This is a genomic window from Micromonospora sp. WMMD998, assembly GCF_029581235.1.
Classification (GTDB): Bacteria; Actinomycetota; Actinomycetes; order Mycobacteriales; family Micromonosporaceae; genus Micromonospora.
The window spans coordinates 436,274-459,000 of the sequence record NZ_CP120740.1; the positions used below are offsets into that span (position 1 = coordinate 436,274).

Consider the following 22,727-nt stretch of genomic DNA (forward strand, 5'->3'; position numbering starts at 1 on the left):
CCGGCTCAGAAACCGGGCAGGCCGAGGCCGCCCATCCCGCCCGCGACCGGGCCCATCTTCTTCTCGGTCAACTCCCGGGCCGCCTCGGCGGCGTTGTGCACGGCCGCGACGACCAGGTCCTCCAGCGTCTCCACGTCCTCCGGGTCGACCGCCTTCGGGTCGATCTTGATCGCCTTCAGCTCACCGGTCCCGGCGACGGTGGCCGTCACCAGGCCACCGCCCGCGGTGCCGGTCAGCTCCGCCTCGGCCAGCTCGGCCTGGGCGTTGGCGATCTGCTGCTGCATCTTCTGCGCCTGCTTCAGCATCTGCTGCATGTTCGGCTGTCCACCTGGGCGCACGGACCGCTCCTTCTCGCACTCGTCTGCTCGGCCGCCGCTCAGCCTATCCGCTGGGCGGTCGCACCCCCGCGTAGCAGCCCACCCGTCCGCGGGACGGCGGACTACCGGGCGTCCACCTCGTCGATCTGCTCGGCGCCGAACGCCTCGCGGAGCAGCCGTACCGCCTGCTCCTGGCTGGACTCCCGCGCGGTCCGCTCGTCGATGACCTCGTCCAGCGGCTCGTCACCCGGGTCGAACCCCTCGAAGTTCGCCGCCGCCGGCGCGACGCCGCCGGGGCGTCCCCCGCCGCCGCGCACCGGGCCGTCGAAGTCCGGATCGTACGGCGGCTCGCCGGCCCACTCGGCGTCGGCGGTCTTCCGGGCCGCCGCCTGCCCGGTACGCGCACCGCGCCCTGCCGCAGCCGCCCGGGCCGCCGCGATCGCGCTGCTCACCGGCGGACCTGTGGGCGCGGCCGGTGCCGCCGAGGACGCGGCCGGTTTCGGCGCGGCCGGTGCCGCGGGGGCCGTCGGCACGCCAACTGGTCGAGCGGACGCGGGCCGCTCGTCGGCGCTCGCCACGCCACCCGGCCGGGCCGGCTCGGGCCACTCGTCGGCGCTCGCCGCAGTGTCGCCGCTCGGCGGCTCGGGGCGCCCGTCCGCCGCACCACCCGGTCGGGCCGGCTCGGGCCAGTCCTCCGCGTCGTCGGCGGCGGGAGCCTCACCGGCCCCGGACCGGCCGTCGGAGCCGGGCCGGACCGCCCTGTCCCGGGCGCCCACGCCGCTCGCCCGCCCCGGTCCGCCCGGCGCGTCACCTGACCGCCCGGGTCCACCGGGCGGGCCGCCACCGACGCGACTCGTCCCGTCCGGGCCGCGGGCCCCGTCGCCGGGAGCGGGGACGGCACCGCCCTGCTGCTCCTGATGAGGAGCGGGGGTCGGCGGGCGCGCCGCAGCGGCGGCGCGGGACGAGCCGCCGCCCCGCTCGCCGGCCACCTCGCAGCGGATCTGCCAGCGACCGCCCAACTCCTCGTAGAGCGCGTCGGTGAGCACGGCGGCGTGATCCGCCATCATCTTCGCCAGCACCGTCGACTTCACGGTCAGCACCAGCGTGTCACCGTCCAGGTCACGGACGACGGCATCGCGCATCAGCGCGGCGATCCGCTTGTTGCTCCGATTGACCTTGCCGACCACCTCCGGCCAGACCCGGCGCACCGCGACGGCGTCCAACGCGCCGGGGTTCGCCGCACCCGGGCGGGGCGGCTCGGGCGTGGCCGGGTCGGGCATCACCGCCGACGGCGGCGTCGGACGGCGGACCGGGGCGGTCGGCTCCGGAGCCACCGATCCGGCGTCCGTGCCCGGACCGGCCGGACCGGCGGAGCCGGTGCCCGCTCCCGGGCCGCCGGGGGCTCGGGAACCGGCCGCCGCGGCGGCGGGGGCTCGGGAACCGGCCGCCGCGGCGGCGGCACGCGCGGCGGCGGGCCCGTCCGGCGCATCGGCAGCCGCCGGCGTGCCGGCGGTCGACGGGTGGACCGCGGCGGCAGCCGCGCCCGGGGCGGGAGCGGGTGGGCGTACCTCCTGGGTCGGGGTGGCCGGCGCGGAGCCGGCGGCGGCCGGCGGCGGCTCGACGCCACCCAGGGTGAGCCGGCGTTCCATCCGCTCCAGGCGCTGGAGCAGACCGGCGGACGAGTCGTCCGCGCCGGGCAGGAGCATCCGGGCGCAGATCAGCTCCAGCAGCAGCCGGGGCGCGGTGGTGCCGCGCATCTCCACCAGGCCGTTGTGCACGATGTCCGCGCAGCGGGACAGGGTGGCCGGACCGAGGCGCTGCGCCTGGGCGGCCATCCGCTCGATCTGGTCGGCCGGGCCGTCGATGAGGCCCCGGGCGGCGGCGTCCGGCACCTGCTGGAGCACGATCAGGTCGCGGAGGCGTTCCAGCAGGTCGGAGGCGAAGCGACGCGAGTCGTGCCCGGCCTCGGCGACCCGGTCGACGGTGGCGTACGCGGCAGCGCCGTCACCGGCGGCGAGCGCGTCGCACATCTCGTCGATCAGCGCGGCGTCGGTGACACCGAGCAGCGCGGCGGCCCGGGCGTAGTCGACGCCCTCCGGGCCGGCGCCCGCGATGAGCTGGTCGAGCACGGAGAGGCTGTCGCGCATGCTGCCCCCGCCGGCGCGCACCACCAGCGGGAAGACCGCCGGCTCGACCGTGACGCCTTCTGCCTCGCAGAGCTGCTCGAGGTAGGGGCGGACCACCTTCGGCGGGAACAGCCGGAACGGGTAGTGGTGGGTCCGCGACTTGATCGTGCCGAGGACCTTTTCCGGCTCGGTGGTGGCGAAGATGAACTTGACGTACTCCGGGGGCTCCTCGACCAGCTTGAGCAGGGCGTTGAAGCCGGCCGACGAGACCATGTGCGCCTCGTCGATGATGTAGATCTTGAAGCGGCTGCGGGCCGGGGCGAAGAACGCCTTCTCGCGCAGCTCACGGGCGTCGTCGACACCACCGTGGCTGGCCGCGTCGATTTCGATGACGTCGATCGAGCCGCCGCCGTCGGGAGCCAGCCCGCGGCACGAGTCACACTGCCCGCACGGCTCGGGGGTGGGGCCCTGCTCGCAGTTGAGGGAGCGGGCCAGGATCCGGGCGCTTGAGGTCTTGCCGCAGCCCCGCGGACCGGAGAAGAGGTAGGCGTGGTTGAGCCGCCCGCTGCGCAGCGCCTGCGACAGCGGCCCGGTGACCTGCTCCTGGCCGATCATCTCGGCGAACGTCCGCGGCCGGTACTTGCGGTAAAGGGCCAGTGCCACCCGTCCCGCCTCCTCTCGACCGAGCCATTCTGCGCCGGTCGGCCGCCGGTGACCACCCACCACCGGCGAGCCCCGACCCACGGCGACGTTACCCGGCACCGGAGACAAAAAGGCCTCCCGTGCACCCGGCAGAGCTCGCTTATCCTTGCTGCCTTCCGGCCCTGGGGAGGTTCACGAGATACCGCCGCACGGGAGGTGACGCCAAGCCTACCCGAAGCCGTGTGGATCTTCCGGGAGGGTGGGGTGGCCCGCCGTCGCCGGACCTGTATCCTGGCTCGCGGAGGATTCGCCTAGAGGCCTAGGGCGCACGCTTGGAAAGCGTGTTGGGTTCACACCCTCACGAGTTCGAATCTCGTATCCTCCGCTCTCTTGAGCAGGAAGCGACAGGGCCGGCACCATGAGGTGCCGGCCCTTCTCCGTCCGCTCAGCCGCCGGCCGGCGTCGGCAGGTACGCGGCGAGTAGGCCCGACCCGGATGATCTTCTCGGTCACCGCCTGGTGAAGTAGGTGACGGCGGCTGCGCTCGCCGACGGACGTCCGAGATATCTCGTCGGCGGCGCCGCCGCGTGAGGTCAACCGCCGAGGTGGCGGAGGACGGCCAGGACCCGGCGGTTGTCGCCGTCCGAGGCCGGCAGGCCGAGTTTCGCGAAGATGTTCGCCACGTGCTTCTCGACGACTCCGGCGGTGATGACCAGGGCCGCCGCGATCCCGGCGTTTGATCGCCCCTCGGCCATCAGCGACAGCACCTCGCGCTCCCGCGGGGTCAGTGACGCCACCCCGGTCGTGTCCCGCCCGGCCCGCATCAGGTGGCCGACCACCTCCGGGTCCAGCGCGGTGCCGCCGGCCGCCACCCGGGTCAGCGCGTCCACGAAGTCGGCGACGTCGGCGACCCGGTCCTTGAGCAGGTAGCCGACGCCGGTGGGCCGGTCGGCGAGCAGGCGGGTCGCGTAGCGGGTCTCCACGTACTGGGAGAAGACCAGCACGCCGACGCCGGGCTGGTCGCGTCGGATGTCGACGGCGGCGCGCAGCCCTTCGTCGGTGTGCGTGGGTGGCATCCGGATGTCGACGACTGCCACGTCCGGCACGAAGTCGGCGACCGCGCTCCGCAGCGCGTCCGCGTCGGCCACCGCCGCGCACACCTCGAAGCCGCGGTCGGTGAGCAGCCGGACCAGCCCTTCGCGCATCATCGCGGCGTCCTCCGCGATCACCACCCGCATGTCGTCGTCTCCGTTCACACGTGCGTGGGCAGTTCGATCTCGACACGGGTGGGACCGCCGGCCGGGCTGTGCACGCTCATCCGGCCGTCCACGACGGCGACGCGGCGGGCCAGGCCGGACAGGCCGGGGCCGTCCGGGTACGCGCCGCCGACGCCGTCGTCGGTGACGGTGAGCGTCACGCCGTCGCCGGATCCGCCGACGTCGAGCCCGACCCGGGTCGCCCGGCTGTGCTTGGCCGCGTTCGCGAGCAGCTCGGCGGCGCAGAAGTAGGCGATGGTCTCGATCGCCGGCGCCGGGCGGGCGGGCAGCTCGACGGTCACCGCTACCGGGACGGCGCTGTTCGTGGCGAGCGTCGCCAGCGCGTCACCGAGACCGTTGTCGAGGACTGGCGGATGGATGCCGCGCACCAGGTCGCGCAGGTCGGCGAGGGCGTCCTTCGCGCCCCGGTGGGCGAGCGCGACCAGTTCCCGGGCCTGCGCGAGGTCCGGTGGCGGGCCGTCCGCGCCGAGCTTCTCGGTCGCCATGCCGAGGTTCATCGCCAGCGTGGCCAGCCGGATCTGCGCGCCGTCGTGCAGGTCCCGTTCCAGCCGGCGCATCATGGTGGCCGCGTCGTCGATCGCGCGGGCGCGGCTGACCTGGAGTTCGCGTACCCGCTCGGCGAGCCGGCGCGGGCCGAGCAGCCGCCGCATCGCGGCCACGTCCGCTGTCGTGCCGGCCCGCGTCAACCACGGCGCGACAAGCAGCATGGCCAGGCCGGCCGCGGCGATACCGAACGTGCCGGCGAACGTCCGCGCGCCGATCGCGCCGAACGGCGTCAGCGCCCACACCGGGCCGAGGCGGGTGCCGGGCGGGTGGTTGCGGAACAGCGGCCACCACAGCGGGTAGCTGAGGTTGACCGGGCCGAGCACGTAGCAGAAGACGCCGTACCCCTGTGGGATGGCCAGGGGCACCTTGAGCAGGCCGTATCCGATGGCGCGCCAGCCCGGCCCGTCGGCGACCAGGGCGCCGAGCCGCTTCGAGGGCCGGGGTGGCGGGGCCTCCACCCGCACGTCGAGCAGCCGGTCCGCGAGCCGGCGGTGCGCCGCGCCCGTCGCGCGCCCGATCGGGGCGGCCAGCACGACCAGGAGCGCGACGGTGAGCGGGAACAGCACCAGGAAGATCGGCGCGACGGCCGGCGCGGGCTGCCGGGACATGCCGCCGGTGGCCCAGAGGATGAGCGCGCCCAGGGCCGGCACGAGCGCCGGCACGGCCAGGATCGCCCCCGCGCTGAGCACGCCGACCAGGCAGAACGCCGCCCGGCGCAGGGCCGGCCCGGTGAACGGGGCGCGCAGCGCGGTCATCGGCCCATTGTCGCCGCTCACGCGTCGCGCCGGCGGAGCAGTACGCCGCCGCAGAGGAGAGCCACCGCCGCGTACCCGCACATCAGCAGCACGCTCACCCAGCCGGCGAACAGCCCGGGTATCGGCGCGGTCACCGCGACCGAGTTGAGCAGCATCAGCAGCGGGACGAAGCGGCCGACGGCGATTCCGTTCTCGCCGAACAGACCGATCACGATCGTCGGGACGAGCATCAGCGCGAACAGCGTGCCGATGGCGGCGCCGGAGTGCCGTACGACAGTCCCGATGCCCACCCCGATCAGCGCGGTGGCGGCCAGGTATCCGCCGGTCAGCAGCACCGCGCGGAGGATCTCCGGGTCCGTGAGGGGGGCGGCCGGGATGGCGGTGCCGCGGATCGCGAGCTGTCCACCCAGGTAGCCGGCGAAGCTCGCGGCCAGGCCGGCGGCGAGGGCCGCGCCCCCGCACACGGCGACCTTCGCGACCAGGACGGTACGACGTCGCGGGACGGCGGCGAACGTCGAGCGGATCATTCCGGTGCCGTATTCGCCGGTCACCGCGAGGACGCCGAGCGCGCCGAGGAGCAACTGGGCCAGGATGGCGCCGCTGAGGCTGTTGTCGAGGATCTGGGCGGCGGTGGCGGTCGGGGTGTGTGACCGGTAGCCGAGTCCCACGCCGGCCCCGGCCGCAGCCATCGACACCACCGTCGCGCCCGCCAGCCACCACGTCGACCGGACGCTGCCCAGCTTGATCAGCTCCATCCGGGCCGCGTGCCGGAATCCGTACCCGTTCATGACACTCCCGTCGCGCGATGGTCGGTGACCGGTGAGGTGAGCCGGAGGAACGCGTCCTCCAGGTTGTCGTGGCCGGCCGCGAGTTCGGCGACCGTCGTCTCGGCCAGCAGCCGGCCCCGGCCGATGACCACCAGCCGGTCCGCGGTCAGCGCCATCTCGGCGATCAGGTGGCTGGACACGAACACGGTGCGGCCCTCGGCGGCGAGCCCGCGCAGCAGGTCCCGGATCCAGCGGATGCCCTCCGGGTCCAGCCCGTTGACCGGCTCGTCGAGCAGGAGGACGCCCGGGTCGCCGAGCAGGGCCACCGCGACGCCGAGCCGTTGGCGCATGCCGAGCGAGTAGGTGCCGGCACGCCGCGACGCCGCGTCGGCCAGCCCGACGACGCGCAGTACCCGCTCGACCCGGGAGGCGGGGATGTCGTTGCTCGCGGCCAGTGCCCTCAGGTGTGCGCGCCCGCTGCGGCCGGGATGGAACGCCCCGGTGTCGAGCAGCGCGCCGACGGTCCTCAACGGCCAGGCCAGGTCCGGGTAACGGACCCCGTCGACAAACGCCTCGCCGTGGTCCGGGGCGTCCAGGCCGAGGATCATCCGCATCGTCGTCGACTTGCCGGATCCGTTCGGGCCAAGGAAGCCGGTCACCGCGCCCGGCTGGACCCGGACACTCAGCCCGTCGACGGCGACCCGGCTCCCGTAGCGTTTGGTCAGCTCACGTAGTTCGATCACACAGTCGACGCTAGGCAGCGTCGCCGGTGGTCGACAGCCGGAAACCCTCCGGCTACGACCGGGGGTTTTCCACCACTTCTGTCGTACACATGTTCTATCCACAGCCTGTGGACGCACCTGGGGGATCGGATGAGTTACCAGCTCAGCGCCGTGGTCGCGGACGTCGAGCTGCTCCGCGAGCAGACCGCCGACCTGGACCACGCGGTGCTGGCCGCGCTCCGGCAGGACTTCGCGCTGCTGCCGGTCACCCCGCAACTCGTCGAGGAGCTGACCGGCGGGCTGCCGGACTTCGCCACCGACGAGCCGTGCGCCGTACGTCCGTTCCGGCTCGTCCTCGCCCCGCCGCTGGCGGAGCTGCTGGCCCGCTGGTCGCGCGGCGGGCCGGTGGCCTACCTGGAAGCGGAGTTCGCCGGCGGGCTCGGCCACCAGGCGGCGGTGGTGTGGCTGGGCGGCGAGGTGAGCTGGGGCCCGCGCCACGACGGCGCGCTGGACCGGCCGCGCGCCGAGTGGCCGATCAACGCGGCACTGGCCCGGCTGGGCGCCGAGCCGGGCGCGTGGATCGACCCGTTCGCCGAGCTGGGCCTGCACCTGGAGCGCGACACGGACGGTTGGCTGGCGCACGGCCGGCGGGGGCTGTCCGCCGACTACTGGGACGAGTTGGCCGACGAATGGGAATCGCGCCAATCCGGCCCACACGCGCAACCTCTTCGCCCCGGCCCCGTTGGGGACTGGGGGATTACATGAAATTACGACAATTCGGTTTTATAGCCGCACTGCTGGTCGCCGCTTCCGCCGCCGGGAGCGGCGTCCGTCCACAGGGGCCGGAGGTGGCCGCCCGGCCGGTCGGCACCGCCGAGGTGGTCAGCCTGAACGGCCTGCGCAACGCGGAGTTCGGCGCCACCGAGGACGACCTGACCCGTCGTGGCCTGCTGCGCACCGACGAAGAGGCGTGCGGACCCACGCTTGCCGGACACGGCTCGGTCAGCCCGATCTTCGTCGACGACCGGCTCGTCCTGCTCTGGCTCGACGACCCGATGACCACGCCGGAAGGCATCGGCGCCGGCACGCCGGTCGGCGAGGTGCGCGCCGCGTACCCCGGCGCCGCCGCGCTGCCGGCACCGCCCGGCAGCCACCGCTTCGCCGGGCTGCTGGCCCGCGACGGCGACCGCGGATACCTGTTCCTGCACGACGGCGTCACCGTCCGAAAAATCATCGTCGGGTACGCGAACTGGGCCCGCCGCCTCTTCGACGAGGGCTACGGCCCCTGCTGACGGTTATCGAGCGAAGACACTTCGAACCCTATCGACCCCGAGGAGCTGAGCCTGCCTCTGGACCGGAAAGGCCTGTCTGTCCACGAAGATCCTGTATTCCCGCTTGGAACTCGGTCTGCCACTCTCTGGTCTCGGCCATGATCAGCGCATCCAAATCATCCAAGAATGCCCGGATAATCAGGAAGACGGCATCTGGATCCACTGACCATCCGCTGATGGCGCCAGAGCCTCGCCCGGTGCTTCCCAATTCGTGTTCCCACCACTCAAGTCGGAAACGATCGAGGCGACGCTGTATCGCCTGCACCGCAGCGATGTCGCGGGCCCACGCCGACGACAATCCAAAAAAGTGGTCGAAGGCCGCGCAGCCGCCGGCCGCCGCCAGCAGAACGTAGCCCCATCCGCCGGTGCCCCGACCCGCAGCGGCCGTCACGAGGGGGACGATCGAGCCCCCTATGAGGAGGGCGATGGTCAGCGCTTTCAGGCCCCGGGAAGCCAGTCGCTTCGTCCGCTTGTCGGCGAGGTACCAGTCGATCGAGTCCTCAGCGCGCGTCTCCGCCCACACCCGAACGGCCCGAAGCCACTCCGCGGTGACACCCGCGTCCCCCGGTTGGGGGAAGGGACGGTAGCGGAGGTCACCACGCGGAGCGAACCTACTCCTCCGGCCTTGGGCGATCGAAGGCAAATGATCGCGACCGCCGTACGCCGGATCGGTCGACGCTCGCTCCGCCCCGGTCATGGCCATGGGGTTCTCCTCAGGTGCTGAGGGCCGGCTGCCGCGAGGGCCGGTCATGCGTCATGCAGGGGGACGACGACTCTCATCGACTCGCGGAACTCGACCCCAGGCGCGAATTGGAACATGTTGACGTCCAGCCCGGTGTCGCTCAAGCCGTAGACCCCCAGGCAGTTGTCGCGCATCTGATTCCAGAGCCGGTCCACTTTCACGCTGCAACTCCCGCCTCCAATGATATGCACCGCTCGGTCGAGACTCCACCGCCCTTTGGAATCCCGAGCCGCCCTGGACGTGCTCCCGATAAAAGGGACGTGTTGATGCCCGTGCAGCACCGTGCTGACTCCGGCCTGCTGCAGGTCCTCGATAAGTTGGCCGGCGTCCAACGTCAGGCTGACCGGCCGTTCGGTGTCCGGATCCTCCACCAGAGGAGTGGGCAGGACGTGGTGGTGCAGGACGGCGACGGCCAGCGGCCGTTCACCGTGCGAACGGAGCTGGGCCATCAGCTCGCTGAGCTCCTTGAGAAGGGGGCCATAGAGATCCCGGCCCACATACCCGTACTCCATGGTGCTCTGCGCTCTAGGACGAACAGAGTTGAGCGCGAGCACCAGCAGGTCCCGTCCGTCGTTGGTCGCAAACCAGTGCAACCTATTCAGTTCGAGGCCGTCGCGGCCGTATACCAGTTGCAAGAAGTTCCGGAACGGCCGCTCCGCCGCGTAGCTCCGGGTCATATGACTGTCATCCAGGAGAATATCGTGGTTGCCGGGAACGAGAACGAGTTGTTCGGGAGTCAGTCGCAGGCGGCCAAGGAGCCGCTCGATGAAGGTCTGGGCCTCGAGGAAGCCCTCATTCTCTCCTCTCGTGGTGATGTCTCCCGAAATAACGACGATGCCGACAGGCGGGCTGCCGACCCTCTCAAGTCCTGCCTCGATCGCTTCGTCCAAGGTCTGCCGCAGAGTGGGAACTTCCCGTGGCTGCAACGGAAAGCCGTAGTCCGAACCGAAGTGCAGGTCCGAGAGGTGAAGGATGACAGGGCTGCGAATCCCGATCGGTTCCGTGGTGAACTGGCGAGCCAGAATCTTCCGCGCGTCTGCCGCCTGCGTAGGCACTAAGAATAACGTTGGTTCGCCTGCGGGTACGGCACCGAAACGCCGATTCCACTCACCCTGGTCCACCTGCTCAATGGCGGAGAGGAGAAACCAGGCCGGGAACGAGTCCTCGCGGTAGTAGCTGGGCGTCCGATGGGGTTCAGGGCTGAGGAGGCTGCCGCCTTCAGGGCTGTACGCGATCCTCGTGCAGTACGCCACGAAACGTGTGTCCAACTGGCGGTTGATCAACCCGATGGTCACCGGACAAGCGCGCGCCAACTGCGCCAGCTCGTCGAGCTGACTGTCTTCTGATTCCTTGCGCCACCATGCCCACCACGCCGCCCCCGACTGACTGATGATCTCCCGGTGCACGGGTACCGTCTCGGCTTCGAAATCCCGGAAACGCAACACTGCTGTCACGCTCATCGTGGCATCTCCAGCATGTTCAGCAGTTCTTCCACATCCTCGCCCTCCCGGGCCAACAGGCAGCGGGCGCGTTCTGGCAGGTCATGCTCGCCACCGGCCAGATGGTTCAATGCCGCATAGACACGCTGCGGGTTGAAAATCCGTGCCACCCGATTTCTGGACGTCCAGATGTCGATAAGACTTCGCCGAGATTCCCGACGGCTCACGGAGTCATAGAGATGGTTCGCCAGGCCCGGGACGGAATCGATTAACCGTTCGTCGACAGCAGCCGCAGCATCACGGACCTTCACAACCTGCGTACCCACCACAAAGGTCGACCAGGATTCGTGGGGGGCGTCGACCCGAGGTACAGCCCTCACCGCCGGCAACGACCTCGTCACGTGGACGACCACAAGGTCAGCACGCCGCCACGGCTTGTTCAGCAGCACGCCACCGGCCGACAAGGCGCGCCGCTCGAACAGCGGTATGTCGTAGTCCAGCGCCCCAGCGACGAGTTCCACCCTTCCCACCGACTCCACGAGCCCCAAGATCTCCTCCCGTTCACGAGCCGCCTCGGCCCGTGTGAGCTCCTGGAACAGAGGAAATATGAGACGACCGCCGGCCTCGGCAGCCCGCATTCCGATTTCGAGCCAGGCGAAGAAGTCGTCGATGTACCATGGCGGGTCCAATAGAACGACGGAGAAACCGGGACGAACCCGGACGGCCGACACCTCGCTCCTCTCGACTGGCACCGAGAGTTCGGGAAATCTTGTATGTAGGAATGGGCTGCGATCCACGAGCAGGGCGTCCTGCCCGGTCAACCTGGCGGCTACGGTCGGCATCCCGAGCAGCAGGCTGCGTGTGGCCGGCGCGCGGCGAGCGAGATCCGCCAGAATGGCGCTGCTCTCTTCCGTGAAATACCACTCGCCATCCAGCGGGTGCAACTCCGGGATGCATCGATACGAATCATCCGCGTGTGGCTCGAGAGAAGTTCCCGTCCGGCCCTCAGTCGGTAACCATTGCGCGACCTCAGTCGGAAACATCCCCTTTGCCCGGCGACAGGCGTCGACCAGATCCAGCGCGGGGTCTATCGAGCCCAAGACGGCGCGCACCCGAGAGCGATACCTGGCGCCTTCCCTGTCACTGGCCACGGCTGACTCCGGCTTGCGCTGGGCGACGTCGACGGTGAACGAGGGCATGGGAATCAAACTATCGGACACCGAGTGGCGGTGTTGCTCCGCCGATCGGCTTCCTCGTTGCCACCACCGGCGGGCCGCTGACGCCTGGCGGACGGGCTTAGCCGAACCAGAACGCCCGGTCGATCCTGACGGATCGACCGGGCGCTCTCGCTGTTCACGAGCGGTGGCGGCGGGATTTGAACCCGCGGAGGGCGTAAACCCTCACACGCTTTCGAGGCGTGCTCCTTAGGCCACTCGGACACGCCACCGCCGACGAGGGTACAGGACCACCGGTACCGACGCCGAGCCGGTATCCCGTCGGCCGGCCTGGCAGGATCTTTGTCATGAGTACGCACATCGGCGCTGAGCCGGGAGAGATCGCCGAGCGGGTCCTGATGCCGGGCGACCCGCTGCGGGCCAAGTGGATCGCGGAGACCTACCTCGAGGAGGCCCGCTGCTACACGACGGTGCGCGGCATGCTGGGCTTCACCGGGCGGTGGAACGGCGTCGACGTCTCCGTCCAGGGCTCCGGCATGGGCATGCCGTCCGCCTCCATCTACGCGCACGAGTTGATCAACGACTACGGCGTGAAGACGCTGATCCGGGTCGGCTCCTGCGGCGCTCTGACCGAGGATCTGCGCCTGCGGGACGTGGTGGCCGCGATCGGTTCGTCCACCGACTCGAACATGAACCGGATGCGTTTCGACGGGTTGATCGACTACGCCCCGGTGGCCGACTTCGGGCTGTTGCGTACCTCGGTCGACGTGGCCGAGCGGCGTGGCATCAGCATGCGGGTCGGCCCGATCCTGGCCGCGGACGCCTTCTACACCGACCGGCCGGACCTTTACGACACGCTCGCCGACTACGGAGTGCTGGCGGTGGAGATGGAGTCGGCGGCGCTCTACACCATCGCGGCCCGGTTCAAGGCCCGCGCGCTGACCATCCTGACCGTCAGCGACCACATCAAGACCGGCGAGAAGACCACGTCGCAGGAGCGTGAGCAGACGTTCGGCCAGATGGTCGAGATCGCCCTCGACACCGCCATCGCCTGACCGTCCCGTTGTTAAGAGGGGGCCCCGCCTCTACCGAATGCGTTAACCGGGGCCCCCGCCTTACTACCTAAAGAACGCGCGCAGCAACGCCGCGCTCTCCGGCGCGAGGACGCCGCCGTACACCTCGGGGCGGTGCGGGAGGCGGCGGTCGCGCAGCACGTCCCAGAGCGAGCCGACCGCGCCCGTCTTCGGCTCCCACGCCCCGAACACCACCGTCGGTACGCGGGCCAGCGCGATCGCTCCGGCGCACATGGTGCACGGCTCCAGCGTCACCACGAGCGTGCAGCCGTCCAGCCGCCACCGGCCCAGCCGCTGGGCGGCGCGGCGCAGCGCCAGCACCTCGGCGTGCGCGGTGGGATCACCGCTCAGCTCCCGTTCGTTGCGCCCGACCGCCAGTTCGGCGCCGTCGGGTCCGTAGAGCACCGCCCCGACCGGCACGTCGTCGACGCCCTCGGCGGGCGGCCCGCCGTCCGGGCCGGTGACCGCGACCTGGAGGGCCCGGCGCATCCACAGCTCGTGCCGTTGTCGGCGGCCCACCGTGCCCGGATCGGCCAGCCCCTCGCCCGCGCCGGGTCCGGTACGCGACGCCCCCGAGGTCTCCAGCGCCGGGTCGGTGGCGTCGGCCGGCTCCGCGGCGCCGGGCGTCACGTACTCGCCGGGCTCAGACCTCACGCAGCTCCTCGACCTCGTCCGCGCAGCCGAGCACCTGGCAGATCTCGGCGGTCACGTCGGCCGGCATGTTGCCGTCGTGCGCGCAGAGCGCGAGCAGCTTCTGCGCCGAGATGCCCAGGTCGGCGAGGAGGTCGGCGTCGCCGACCGGGTCGGCCTCCGGGTCCACGGCCGGCTGTTCCTCGGTCTCGTCGTCGCCGCCGGACGGGCGCGGCTCGTCGACCTCCTCCAGGCCGGTGACCGAGGTCTTCAGGTCGCCCACGAGCAACGCGCCCAGTCGGGACTCCTCCGCGTACGCCGAGTCGGAGCCGAACACGCGCAGGTCCTCGCCCTCGTCCAGGCGCAGGACCACCAGGTAGGTGTCGTCCGCCTCGACGAACAGCAGCGAGATGTCCGCGTCCGGCTCGACGTCGCGCAGCCGGTCGGCCGCCTCCTCGATGTCGGTGACTCCCCGCAGGCTCACCTCGCCGGCGCTCCAGCCGCCGTCGACGCGCGCCACGGCAGCAGCGAAGTACGACACGGTCCCCCCAATTTGGCCTCGGCGGCACGCCGACAACTCACGCGATGCACGTTAACCGGTCGGGTCGGCGGGCGACCGGTCAACGCCCCGTAAGGGCCGGCCGTTCCTGGAGAAAGCCGGTCAGCCGGCGACGCGGCGCCGGGTGGCGATCAGTTGGCGAAGCCGCGCGCTGTGCGCCCGCTGCGGCCGTTCGCGCTGCTGAACCGCTCGGGCACCGGCCAACTCGGCGAGGAGTTGAAGGCGACGGCGGCTCCGATCGGGGTCGAGCCGCGGCGGTGTGGTCCAGGCCATACGGCGAGCGTGAACCGTCACCGCCCGTACGTCAAGATGGTCTTCGCTACGCAGCGAAACCGGCACCCAAGGTCACCACAGCGGCCAGTCGCCGGTCTGCGCCCATCCGAGCGCGACGATCGCCGCGGCGATGCTCCAGCCGCCCGCGGTGACGATCGCCACCCCCGTGGCGACCCCGCGGTCGCCGTGGCGGACCAACACCGCAGCCGCCGCCCAGGCCAGCCCGCCGGCCAGCAGCGTCCACCAGGCGTATCCGGCCGCGTCGCGGCCGACCAGCCCGAACAGCAGCAGCCAGGCGAACGTGACCACCGCGCCGATCGCGACGCCCGCGCCGGTGACCGGGTTGGGCTCGCGGTAGCTGGGCCGCGTCGACCCGCCGGACGGGAAGAGCCCCGACGGGGTACGCGGGGGCGGGTGGAACACCGCCGGGCCGGTCCGCTCGGATCCGTCGTGCCACCCGTTCGTCACCGCTGCTCCCTCCCCCGGGCCACACCCGCGACATCACGCACAGTGACACCTCGTCGCGAGTGGGTCTCGGCGTTCGTTCCTACGGTAGTGGTCTGCCAGGATGATCGGATGCGCTCGCCATCGTTCGGACGCCGCGCGCGTCCGGCGTACCCGGTCCTGCTGCTCGTCGCGGCGCTGGCCGCCGGGTGCGACCGGCCCGCCGCGCCCGCCGACGCATGGCGGGACCCGAGCCCGATGGCGACCGCGGCGCAGCCCGCGGCGCCGACGGCCGACCCGGCCCCCTCCGTCGTCCCGTCGACCGCGCCGGCCCCGATGCCGACCCGCGCGGTGACGCGGCGGGTCTTCCCGGTCCGGGCCGGCAACGTCGACTACCACCCGACGCACGGCGGCTATCCGGGCACCGACATCTTCGCCGACTGCGGCGAGCCGGTCGTGGCGGTCACCGACGGCGTGGTGCTCGAGGTGAGCCGGGTGGACCGGTTCGACAAGCGCGGGCCGCTCGGGCCGAACAACGGCGGGCTGTCGGTGTCGCTGCTCGGCGACGACGGGGTGCGCTACTACGGCTCCCACCTGAGCGCGATCACCGCCGGTGTGGACGCCGGGGCTCGGGTCCGCGCCGGGCAGCAACTCGGCAAGGTGGGCCGCACGGGCAACGCGAACAACGTGTGCCATCTGCACTTCGGGCTGTCGCCGAAGTGCGCCGGGCAGGACGACTGGTGGATCCGTCGGGGCGTGGTCTGGCCGGCGCCCTACCTGAACTCCTGGCGCAAGGGCGGCAACCGTTCCCCGGTCGCCGAGGTCACCGCCTGGCAGCGCAAGCACGGCTGTCCGAAGTCGCCGGGCCGCTCCGGCGCGGGCGGGTGACCCGACGCGCGGTCCGCGGGCGGACGGCGGACGCCCGGAGCGCGTAGGTTCCAGGGCATGACTGCCCGGGATCCCATCGCCGACCTGCGCCGGATCGCGTTCCTGCTGGAGCGGGCGAACGAGGCCACCTACCGGGTGCGGGCGTTCCGGTCGGCGGCGAACGCGCTCGGCGCGCTGCCGGCCGGCGAGGTGGCCGAGCGGGCCCGCACCGGGAAGCTGACCGAGCTGGCCGGCGTCGGTGATGTCACCGCCCGTTGCGTGGCCGAGTCGTTGGCCGGAGAGGAGCCGGTCTACCTGCGCCGGCTGCTGGCCACCGAGGGCACCGACCTGGACGAGGAGGCGGCGAGGCTGCGGGACGCGCTGCGTGGCGACTGCCACAGCCACTCGGACTGGTCCGACGGCGGCTCACCGATCGAGGAGATGGCGCTGGCCGCGGTCGAGCTGGGCCACGAATACCTGGTGCTCACCGACCACTCGCCCCGGCTCAAGGTGGCCCGGGGGCTCACCGCGGACCGGCTCCGCCGGCAGCTCGACCACGTGGCCGCGGTCAACGAGGCGCTGCCGAAGGGCTTCCGCATCCTCACCGGCATCGAGGTCGACATCCTCGCCGACGGTTCGCTGGACCAGACCGACGAGTTGCTGGCCCGGCTGGACGTGGTGGTCGGCTCGGTGCACAGCGGTCTCGGCGACGACCGGGCGAAGATGACCCGCCGGATGCTCACCGCGGTCGCCAACCCGCACCTGGACATCCTGGGCCACTGCACCGGCCGGATGGTGTCGTCCCGGCCGGCGGGCGTGACCGGCCCGGGTGATCGGGGGCACCGGGCGCGTACGCGCAAGGAGAGCGACTTCGATCCGGACGCCGTCTTCGCCGCGTGCGCGGAGCACGACGTGGCCGTCGAGATCAACTCCCGGCCGGAGCGGCAGGACCCGCCGAAGCGGCTGATCCGCCGCGCCCTGGAGGCCGGCTGCCGGTTCGCCATCGACACCGACGCGCACGCACCGGGGCAGCTCGACTGGCAGCGCTTCGGCTGCGAGCGGGCGGCACGCTGCGGCGTACCGGCGGACCGGGTGGTCAACACCTGGACCGCCGACCGCCTGGTGAAGTGGACGGCGAGCCGGGGCTGAGCGGTCAGCCCCGGAGGGCCGGTTCGATCACCCCGTCGCCGGCCGGCACCGGCTCGGCCTCCGGGACGGCGGCCGGCTCCGGCTGCGCGCCGGGGCGACGCCGGCCGATCACGCCCTGCGCGACCGCCACGCCGACGAGCACGACGAATGCGCCCACCGGCTGGTGCCAGTTCATCCGCTCGCCGAGGACCACGGCGCCGACAAGCACCGCGAAGACCGGGATCAGGTACGTCACGGTGGACGCCGTGCTGGCGCCGGCCAGCCGGATGTTCCGCATGTTGATCACGAAGGCCAGGCCGGTGCCGAGCGCGCCCAGCGCGAGCACGCTTGCCACCACCCGCGGCGAGAGGCCGGTCGGCACCGGCGGGGCACCGGCCACGAACGGTGCGACAAGCGCGAGCTGCGCGGTCGCCACGAGCAGTTGGGCCGCCGACAGCGACAGGCCGGAGTACGAGCTGCCCGCGACGAACTTCTTCTGGTAGGGGATCGCCAGGCCGTAGCAGGCCGCCGCGCCGAGGCACATGAGCTGGCCGGTGAAGTGGGCGCCGCCGACGCCCTCCCAGACGCCGAGCACCACGAGCACGCCGACGAAGCCCAGCGCCAGCCCGACGGCCCGCCGCCCGGTGAGCCGCTCGGTGCGGAACACGAGCACCGCCAGCGGCAGCACGATGAGCGGCGTGGTGGCGTTCCAGATGCCGGCGAGCATGGACTCGACCCGCTGCTCGCCGAAGCCGAACAGGGTGAACGGCAGCGCGACCCCGAACGCGGCCACCACCAGCATGTGGGCCCAGACCCGGGGCTCGCGGGGCAGCCGGTCACGCAGCGCGGCCAGCACCACCAGCAGCGTGGCCGCGCCGGTGGCCACCCGGTAGAGGGTGAGGTGCACGGGATGCAGCTCGCTCACCCCCACCTTGATGAAGAGGAAGCTGGAACCCCAGATCGCGGCAAGTGCGACGAACCCGGGAAGCCAACCGCGGATCGGCGCGCGGTCAGGAGCGGTCTCGGCCTTCACCCCTGACACTCTGCCCCTTGGGTACGACGGTGTCGCGCGAAATTCCGCACGTGGTGTCGACCGCCACAGCAACCCACCTACAGTGGGAGCGTTGACCGGTCGAGGAGGTGACACGTCGATGGCCATGCCCTCGCGCTTCGATCCGCTCGTCGATTTCGACGGCATGTGGACCACCGGGCTCGCCGACCGTTACCTCCCGTTGCGCGAGTTGCCGAGCACCCGCTACGAGTGCGTCGACGGAAGGCTGGTCATGACCCCCGCCGAGACCGCCACCAACAGCTATGCCGAGGGCGAGCTGATGCACCTGCTGAAGCCGGCGGCGAAGGAGGCGGGCTACTACGTCTTCGGTCAGGTGAACCTCACGTTCACCCCCGACCGGTGGATCCAACCCGACCTGACCATCCTGCACGCGCTGCCCGGGACCGACCAGGAGGACCGCTGGATCCCGGCCCGGCTGTGCACCATGGCGGTGGAGTTCGTGTCGCCGGGCAGTCGACGCCAGGACTTCGTGGACAAGCCGCGCCGCTGCGCCGAGGCCGGGGTGCCGTACTTCATGCGGGTGCAGATCGCCCGCCAGATCCGTCACGTCGGCGTCGAATTCCTGACGCTCGACGACGGCGGCTACGTCGGCACGGCGCAGGCCGTCAGCGGCCAACGACTCAAGCTGGACCTGCCGTTCCCGATCGACTTCGATCCGGCGGACCTGCTGCCCTGACACGGCGAACACGCTCGACACCGGGGCGGCCCGGTCACGTAGGGTCGCCCCGTGGGACGAATCGATGACCTCGCAAACCGGTACGTGGCCCAGTGGGCTCCGCTGAGCCCGACCGGCGCCACCTACGTCGGCATCGCCGGATACGACGACCAGCTCGACGACCTCTCCCCCGACGGCTACGCGGCCCGCGCCGAACTGACCCGGCGCACGCTCGGCGAACTCGACGTCATCGAGCCGGAGACCGAGACGGAACGGATCGCCCAGGAGGCGATGCAGGAACGCCTCGGCCTGGACCTCGCCCGCTACGACGCCGGCGAGCTGACCAGCGAGGTCAACGTGATCTCCAGCGGGCTGCACGAGCTCCGGATGGTCTTCGACCTGATGCCGACCGACGGCGAGGACGCTAAGGCCAACGTGGCCGCCCGGCTCAACCGCTTCGCGGCGGCGCTCGACGGCTACAAGCACACGCTCCGCGAGGCCGCAGCGGTCGGCCGGATCAGCTCGCAGGTGCAGTTGGTCGAGGTCGCCAAGCAGTGCGACGCCTGGGTCGACCCGGATGGCGACAACTTCTTCCACGGCCTGGTCGAGGGCCTCGACTCCGACGGCCCGCTCGGCGCCGAGCTGCGCAAGGGGGCCGCCGCCGCGACCGCGGCCACCGCCGAGTTCGGGCACTTCCTCCGCACCGAGCTGGCCCCGGAGGGGCGGCAGAAGCAGGCCGCCGGCCGGGAGCGCTACGAACTGGCCTCGCAGTACTTCCTCGGCGCGAAGGTCGACCTGGACGAGACGTACGCCTGGGGTTTCGCGGAGTTGGCCCGCCTGGAGGCCGACATGCGGACGGTGGCCGGGCGGATCGCCGGCCCCGGCGCCACGATCGACAACGCGGTCCGCGCGCTCGACGCCGACCCGGCGCGGACCATCCGGGGCAAGGAGGCGTTCCGCGACTGGATGCAGGCGCTCGCCGACGACGCGATCAGCGAACTCGCCGACGCCCACTTCGACATCCCGGAGCAGATCCGCCGGATCGAGTGTCGTCTCGCGCCGACGAGCGACGGCGCCATCTACTACACCGGGCCGAGCGAGGACTTCTCCCGCCCGGGGCGGATGTGGTGGGCGGTGCCGCAGGGCATCACCGAATTCTCCACCTGGCGTGAGGTGACCACCGTCTACCACGAGGGCGTGCCGGGTCACCACCTCCAGGTCGCCCAGACCGCCGTCCGCGCCGACCTGCTCAACCGCTGGCAGCGGCTGCTCTGCTGGGTGTCCGGGCACGGCGAGGGCTGGGCGCTCTACGCCGAGCGGCTGATGGACGAGCTGGGCTACCTGGACGATCCCGGCGACCGGCTCGGCATGCTCGACGGGCAGGCGCTGCGGGCCGCCCGGGTGATCGTCGACATCGGCATGCACCTGGAGCTGGAGATCCCGAAGGACAACCCGTTCGGTTTCCACCCGGGCGAGCGCTGGACGCCGGAGCTGGGCTGGGAGTTCATGCGGGCGCACTGCCGGGTGCCGGACGAGAACCTGCGCTTCGAGTTGAACCGCTACCTGGGGTGGCCGGGGCAGGCGCCCTCGTACAAGGTGGGCGAGCGGATCTGGTTGCAGGCCCGCGAGGAGGCGAAGGCCCGCAAGGGCGCCGACTTCGACCTGAAGGAGTTCCACCGCCAGGCGCTCGACCTGGGTGCGCTGGGGCTCGACCCGCTGCGCCGGGCGCTGGCCCGCATCTGAGCGTCGACCACGGCAGGGGCCCGGAGGAGTTCCTCCGGGCCCCCTGCCGTGGTCCGGTGCTCAGGCCAGGTCGACCCGGAGCTTCGGCGTGGCGCTGAGCTTCTCCGAGTGCTCGTAGGCCAGCGTGATCACCGGGTCGTCGAAGCTGAGCGGGATCGGCGAGGTGACCGGGATGCCGTCCGGAAACGGGAGGTCCGGGGTGAGGGTGATCTTGATGCCGAGCACGCGCCCGACGAACCGGGTGGCGTAGAACGCGACGTCGCCCTCGACGGTGAGCTTGTCGGTGACGTACCGCTGCTTCTTGCCCGCCGGGCCGCTCGCGAGCAGCGTGAAGTCGTCGGTCACCGCCTTGTCCATGGTGAACTTCAGGCACTTGAGCTTGCCCCGGTAGGTGGGCAGCTCGACGATGCCCTCGAAGCGCAGCCCGGTCATCGTGACCTTGGAGCCGGTGAGCAACGACGGCGGGTCGGCGACGAGGGGCTGGTCGGCGTCGGCGGCCAGCTTCGGCAGCGGCTTGCCCTCCTCGACCGGCTTCGGCTTGGTCGGGGCCGGGTCGGCGTCGTCGCAGTCGGCGTCCGGCTTCGCCGGGGTCGACGGCTTCGCGCTGCCGGCGGGCTTCGGCGTGGCGCTTCCGCTCGCGGCTGCGGTCGACGGTGCCGGTGCCGGCTCGGCCTTGTCCTTTCCACCGGTGAACAGGCCGGTGATGCCGTCGACGAGGTCGGTCAGCAGGTTGCCGTCCGACTCCTCTTCCTCCGGCTCGGCCGGGGCGCTGGCGCTCGGGCTCGCCGACGGCGACGCCGGGACGGTCTTCGAGGGGGTCGGCTTGGGCGTCGGCGCCGACGTGGTCGGGCAGGCCGCCGGCGCGGCGACCGCCGGCCGCTGGTCGCGGACCGCGAGCAGCCCGGCCGCGGAGACGGCGAGGACGAGCAGGATCGCGTACGTCCTGGGCGGGTGACCCGGGCCGCGCCGGGTGTCGTCGTCCGGCCTCTCGACGGCCGGTTCGGTGGGTGCGGCCTCGCGCAGCGGGTTGCGCGGCGCGGGCAGCGTGTCGGTGAGGACCCCGGTGGTGTCGTCCTCCCGCTGCCGGGGCAGCAGCTCGTCGACCAGGGCCGGCTGCGGCTCGTCGACCGGCTCCTCCGCCGGCTCGTCGACCGCGTCCACGGGAGTCGCCGGGGTGTCCGCCTTCTTGCGCGGCACCCAGGCGAAGCCGAGCGCGCTGCCGACCATGCCGAGCAGCAGGCCGATGAAGAAGCCGCCGAGGTTGACCCCGATCAGCGAGTAGAGCGCGGTGATCGCCGCGACCACCGCGTAGAACATCCGCTGGGCCGGGCTGAACCAGAGCAGCATGCCGCAGGCCACGAGGATGGTCGGGATGAGCCAGGACAGGAAGCCGGTGGGCCCCATCTGGAACGAGAGGCCGTTCAAACTCATCTGGGTGGTGCCGAAGATCTCCAGGCCGGCCAGAGCGGTGAAGAGCCCGCCCCAGAACGGCCGCTCCCGGCGCCACCGGCGGAAGCCACGCCACGCCTGGCCGAGCCGACCGGGCCGGGCCTGCCGCGTTTCGGCGGTTGTCACGTACTCCTCCTGGCGGTGCTGACGGGGTGAGACATGGTCGAGGCCCGCGGAGGGCGCCCTCCGCGGGCCTCGCCATCAGATCAGAAACATTCCTTGGCGTCCTTGCCCACGTTGACCTTCAGCTTCAGCCCGTTGAGGGTGAAGACGCCGGCGCTCGTCGAGCGCGCCACCTGCTTGAGCCCCTTGATGGTCACCACGTCGGCGCTCTGCCCGAACGCGCCCGGCTGGCCCTGCTTCGCGTTCAGCTCGTTGGCGTCGCGGCCGATCTGGATGTTCTCGAACGTGGCGTCGCCCTCGAGCGAGTCCATGTCGATCAGCAGGTTGGTCGCGGTGGCCGGCTTGCCGCCGCCACCGGCGTTGATGGTCAGCACGATCGGGATGCCCGGCAGGCTGGCGTCGACCGACTGGCAGAGGTCGTAGAGCTTGGCGTCGGCGATCTCGGAGACGGCCACCGGGTGCTTGGTGCCGTTCTTCTCCTCGACCATGCCGCCGTACTGCTTGAAGCCGTTGCCGACAAGCGTCGAGGCACCGACCTTGAAGGTCTGTCCCGACACCGCGAACGACGCCGCGATGGCGCCGTTCGCCATGCCCAGCACGATGCCGCCGGCCACGACGGTCGCCGGCACCATCATCGCGGCGAAGCGCCGCCAACGGGTGCCACCACTCACCTGGTCACTCACAAGGTCCTCCTCGACGGGGGTGCGTCACCGGACGCGGGTCGCGACGCGGGACGGGGAAAGCTGCGGGGCGGCGCGGAAGCCGTTGTGCCGAACGGGGCGCGCGGTCGCGGATTGGATGCTCTCGCGAAGCGACACAGCTCACAAGTCCCTTGCTACTGACGGGTAACACAACTGTGGTATCAAGATCGAT

22 protein-coding genes, 2 tRNA genes and 1 other RNA gene are annotated in these 22,727 nt (G+C 71.8%); 8 read left to right on the forward strand and 17 right to left on the reverse strand.

Annotated elements, in window-relative coordinates:
- Nucleotides 1-5: 5 nt before the first annotated feature.
- The 3 genes from O7619_RS02095 to ffs form a co-directional block, all read right to left on the reverse strand.
- A complete protein-coding gene (locus O7619_RS02095; protein ID WP_269694699.1) occupies nt 6-314 on the reverse strand; it encodes a YbaB/EbfC family nucleoid-associated protein in 309 nt (102 codons plus the stop codon).
- 125 nt (nt 315-439) lie between these two features.
- Nucleotides 440-3,106, reverse strand: coding sequence for a DNA polymerase III subunit gamma and tau (locus tag O7619_RS02100; RefSeq protein WP_282285330.1), 2,667 nt, complete (start codon nt 3,104-3,106; stop codon nt 440-442).
- A 108-nt stretch (nt 3,107-3,214) separates the two neighbouring features.
- Nucleotides 3,215-3,304, reverse strand: an RNA gene (ffs, locus tag O7619_RS02105) — signal recognition particle sRNA small type.
- Nucleotides 3,305-3,385: 81 nt separating this feature from the next.
- On the opposite strand from ffs, the gene O7619_RS02110 reads away from it, so the two are divergent.
- Nucleotides 3,386-3,470 (forward strand) — tRNA-Ser (locus O7619_RS02110).
- A 207-nt stretch (nt 3,471-3,677) separates the two neighbouring features.
- Here the strand turns inward: O7619_RS02110 and O7619_RS02115 are convergent.
- From O7619_RS02115 to O7619_RS02130, 4 genes are read right to left on the reverse strand one after another with little or no spacing between them, the layout of a single operon-like run.
- Nucleotides 3,678-4,322, reverse strand: coding sequence for a response regulator transcription factor (locus O7619_RS02115; RefSeq protein ID WP_282285332.1), 645 nt, complete (start codon nt 4,320-4,322; stop codon nt 3,678-3,680).
- Between the two features lie 14 nt (nt 4,323-4,336).
- The gene (locus tag O7619_RS02120; RefSeq protein WP_282285333.1) at nt 4,337-5,662 is read right to left on the reverse strand and encodes a sensor histidine kinase; all 1,326 of its coding nucleotides are present in this window, start codon (nt 5,660-5,662) and stop codon (nt 4,337-4,339) included.
- Nucleotides 5,663-5,679: 17 nt separating this feature from the next.
- A complete protein-coding gene (locus tag O7619_RS02125) occupies nt 5,680-6,450 on the reverse strand; it encodes an ABC transporter permease subunit (RefSeq protein ID WP_282285334.1) in 771 nt (256 codons plus the stop codon).
- Entirely contained in the window at nt 6,447-7,172 is a 726-nt protein-coding gene (locus tag O7619_RS02130) for an ABC transporter ATP-binding protein (protein ID WP_282285336.1), read from the reverse strand. Before O7619_RS02130 ends, O7619_RS02125 begins: the two co-directional genes overlap by 4 nt.
- A 129-nt stretch (nt 7,173-7,301) precedes the next feature.
- On the opposite strand from O7619_RS02130, the gene O7619_RS02135 reads away from it, so the two are divergent.
- On the forward strand, nt 7,302-7,916 hold the full coding sequence (locus O7619_RS02135) for a hypothetical protein (RefSeq protein ID WP_282285338.1): 615 nt from the start codon (nt 7,302-7,304) through the stop codon (nt 7,914-7,916).
- The gene (locus O7619_RS02140) at nt 7,913-8,443 is read left to right on the forward strand and encodes a hypothetical protein (RefSeq protein WP_282285341.1); all 531 of its coding nucleotides are present in this window, start codon (nt 7,913-7,915) and stop codon (nt 8,441-8,443) included. Before O7619_RS02135 ends, O7619_RS02140 begins: the two co-directional genes overlap by 4 nt.
- 28 nt (nt 8,444-8,471) lie before the next feature.
- Here the strand turns inward: O7619_RS02140 and O7619_RS02145 are convergent, their stop codons facing one another.
- The 4 genes from O7619_RS02145 to O7619_RS02160 form a co-directional block, all read right to left on the reverse strand.
- Nucleotides 8,472-9,185: an SLATT domain-containing protein gene (locus tag O7619_RS02145; protein ID WP_282285342.1), complete on the reverse strand. Its 714-nt coding sequence runs from the start codon at nt 9,183-9,185 to the stop codon at nt 8,472-8,474.
- Between the two features lie 44 nt (nt 9,186-9,229).
- On the reverse strand, nt 9,230-10,684 hold the full coding sequence (locus tag O7619_RS02150; RefSeq protein WP_282285344.1) for a metallophosphoesterase: 1,455 nt from the start codon (nt 10,682-10,684) through the stop codon (nt 9,230-9,232).
- Complete coding sequence (locus O7619_RS02155) at nt 10,681-11,862, reverse strand: hypothetical protein (protein ID WP_282285345.1); 1,182 nt, start codon at nt 11,860-11,862, stop codon at nt 10,681-10,683. Before O7619_RS02155 ends, O7619_RS02150 begins: the two co-directional genes overlap by 4 nt.
- 161 nt (nt 11,863-12,023) lie before the next feature.
- Nucleotides 12,024-12,110 (reverse strand) — tRNA-Ser (locus O7619_RS02160).
- Nucleotides 12,111-12,185: 75 nt separating this feature from the next.
- On the opposite strand from O7619_RS02160, the gene deoD reads away from it, so the two are divergent.
- Nucleotides 12,186-12,893, forward strand: a complete 708-nt coding sequence (gene deoD / locus O7619_RS02165; protein WP_282285346.1) for a purine-nucleoside phosphorylase — start codon at nt 12,186-12,188, stop codon at nt 12,891-12,893.
- A gap of 63 nt (nt 12,894-12,956) precedes the next feature.
- On the opposite strand, the gene O7619_RS02170 is transcribed toward deoD, so the two are convergent.
- The 3 genes from O7619_RS02170 to O7619_RS02180 all read right to left on the reverse strand — a co-directional run bounded on the left by O7619_RS02170 (nt 12,957) and on the right by O7619_RS02180 (nt 14,796).
- On the reverse strand, nt 12,957-13,400 hold the full coding sequence (locus O7619_RS02170) for a nucleoside deaminase (protein WP_282288646.1): 444 nt from the start codon (nt 13,398-13,400) through the stop codon (nt 12,957-12,959).
- A 154-nt stretch (nt 13,401-13,554) separates the two neighbouring features.
- A complete protein-coding gene (locus O7619_RS02175; RefSeq protein WP_282285347.1) occupies nt 13,555-14,082 on the reverse strand; it encodes a tRNA adenosine deaminase-associated protein in 528 nt (175 codons plus the stop codon).
- 363 nt (nt 14,083-14,445) lie between these two features.
- Complete coding sequence (locus tag O7619_RS02180; protein ID WP_282288647.1) at nt 14,446-14,796, reverse strand: hypothetical protein; 351 nt, start codon at nt 14,794-14,796, stop codon at nt 14,446-14,448.
- A gap of 153 nt (nt 14,797-14,949) precedes the next feature.
- Between O7619_RS02180 and O7619_RS02185 the strand changes: the two genes are divergently transcribed.
- Together O7619_RS02185 and O7619_RS02190 are read left to right on the forward strand one after the other, a co-directional pair.
- Nucleotides 14,950-15,705, forward strand: a complete 756-nt coding sequence (locus O7619_RS02185) for a M23 family metallopeptidase (protein ID WP_282285348.1) — start codon at nt 14,950-14,952, stop codon at nt 15,703-15,705.
- Nucleotides 15,706-15,762: 57 nt separating this feature from the next.
- On the forward strand, nt 15,763-16,833 hold the full coding sequence (locus tag O7619_RS02190; RefSeq protein WP_282285349.1) for a PHP domain-containing protein: 1,071 nt from the start codon (nt 15,763-15,765) through the stop codon (nt 16,831-16,833).
- 4 nt (nt 16,834-16,837) lie between these two features.
- Here the strand turns inward: O7619_RS02190 and O7619_RS02195 are convergent, their stop codons facing one another.
- Complete coding sequence (locus O7619_RS02195; protein WP_282285350.1) at nt 16,838-17,845, reverse strand: DMT family transporter; 1,008 nt, start codon at nt 17,843-17,845, stop codon at nt 16,838-16,840.
- Between the two features lie 118 nt (nt 17,846-17,963).
- On the opposite strand from O7619_RS02195, the gene O7619_RS02200 reads away from it, so the two are divergent.
- Both O7619_RS02200 and O7619_RS02205 read left to right on the forward strand, forming a co-directional pair.
- Entirely contained in the window at nt 17,964-18,560 is a 597-nt protein-coding gene (locus O7619_RS02200; protein WP_282285351.1) for a Uma2 family endonuclease, read from the forward strand.
- A 51-nt stretch (nt 18,561-18,611) separates the two neighbouring features.
- Nucleotides 18,612-20,282 (forward strand): DUF885 domain-containing protein, encoded by a 1,671-nt coding sequence (locus O7619_RS02205; protein WP_282285352.1) that lies wholly within the window; start codon nt 18,612-18,614, stop codon nt 20,280-20,282.
- Between the two features lie 60 nt (nt 20,283-20,342).
- Here O7619_RS02205 and O7619_RS02210 read toward each other — a convergent pair whose 3' ends face one another.
- The gene (locus tag O7619_RS02210; protein ID WP_282285353.1) at nt 20,343-21,857 is read right to left on the reverse strand and encodes a DUF6114 domain-containing protein; all 1,515 of its coding nucleotides are present in this window, start codon (nt 21,855-21,857) and stop codon (nt 20,343-20,345) included.
- 80 nt (nt 21,858-21,937) lie between these two features.
- Nucleotides 21,938-22,537 carry a DUF6230 family protein gene (locus tag O7619_RS02215; protein ID WP_281586136.1) on the reverse strand — a complete coding sequence of 200 codons (600 nt, stop codon included), beginning with the start codon at nt 22,535-22,537 and terminating at the stop codon, nt 21,938-21,940.
- Nucleotides 22,538-22,727: the final 190 nt, after the last annotated feature.

Coding starts and splice junctions, on each gene's coding strand:
- O7619_RS02095 (WP_269694699.1), bottom strand. CDS start 314: ATGCAGCAGATGCTGAAGCAGGCGCAGAAGATGCAGCAGCAGATCGCC.
- O7619_RS02115 (WP_282285332.1), bottom strand. CDS start 4,322: ATGCGGGTGGTGATCGCGGAGGACGCCGCGATGATGCGCGAAGGGCTG.
- O7619_RS02120 (WP_282285333.1), bottom strand. CDS start 5,662: ATGACCGCGCTGCGCGCCCCGTTCACCGGGCCGGCCCTGCGCCGGGCG.
- O7619_RS02125 (WP_282285334.1), bottom strand. CDS start 6,450: ATGAACGGGTACGGATTCCGGCACGCGGCCCGGATGGAGCTGATCAAG.
- O7619_RS02135 (WP_282285338.1), top strand. CDS start 7,302: ATGAGTTACCAGCTCAGCGCCGTGGTCGCGGACGTCGAGCTGCTCCGC.
- O7619_RS02140 (WP_282285341.1), top strand. CDS start 7,913: ATGAAATTACGACAATTCGGTTTTATAGCCGCACTGCTGGTCGCCGCT.
- O7619_RS02145 (WP_282285342.1), bottom strand. CDS start 9,185: ATGGCCATGACCGGGGCGGAGCGAGCGTCGACCGATCCGGCGTACGGC.
- O7619_RS02150 (WP_282285344.1), bottom strand. CDS start 10,684: ATGAGCGTGACAGCAGTGTTGCGTTTCCGGGATTTCGAAGCCGAGACG.
- O7619_RS02155 (WP_282285345.1), bottom strand. CDS start 11,862: ATGCCCTCGTTCACCGTCGACGTCGCCCAGCGCAAGCCGGAGTCAGCC.
- deoD (WP_282285346.1), top strand. CDS start 12,186: ATGAGTACGCACATCGGCGCTGAGCCGGGAGAGATCGCCGAGCGGGTC.
- O7619_RS02170 (WP_282288646.1), bottom strand. CDS start 13,400: ATGCGCCGGGCCCTCCAGGTCGCGGTCACCGGCCCGGACGGCGGGCCG.
- O7619_RS02185 (WP_282285348.1), top strand. CDS start 14,950: ATGCGCTCGCCATCGTTCGGACGCCGCGCGCGTCCGGCGTACCCGGTC.
- O7619_RS02190 (WP_282285349.1), top strand. CDS start 15,763: ATGACTGCCCGGGATCCCATCGCCGACCTGCGCCGGATCGCGTTCCTG.
- O7619_RS02200 (WP_282285351.1), top strand. CDS start 17,964: ATGGCCATGCCCTCGCGCTTCGATCCGCTCGTCGATTTCGACGGCATG.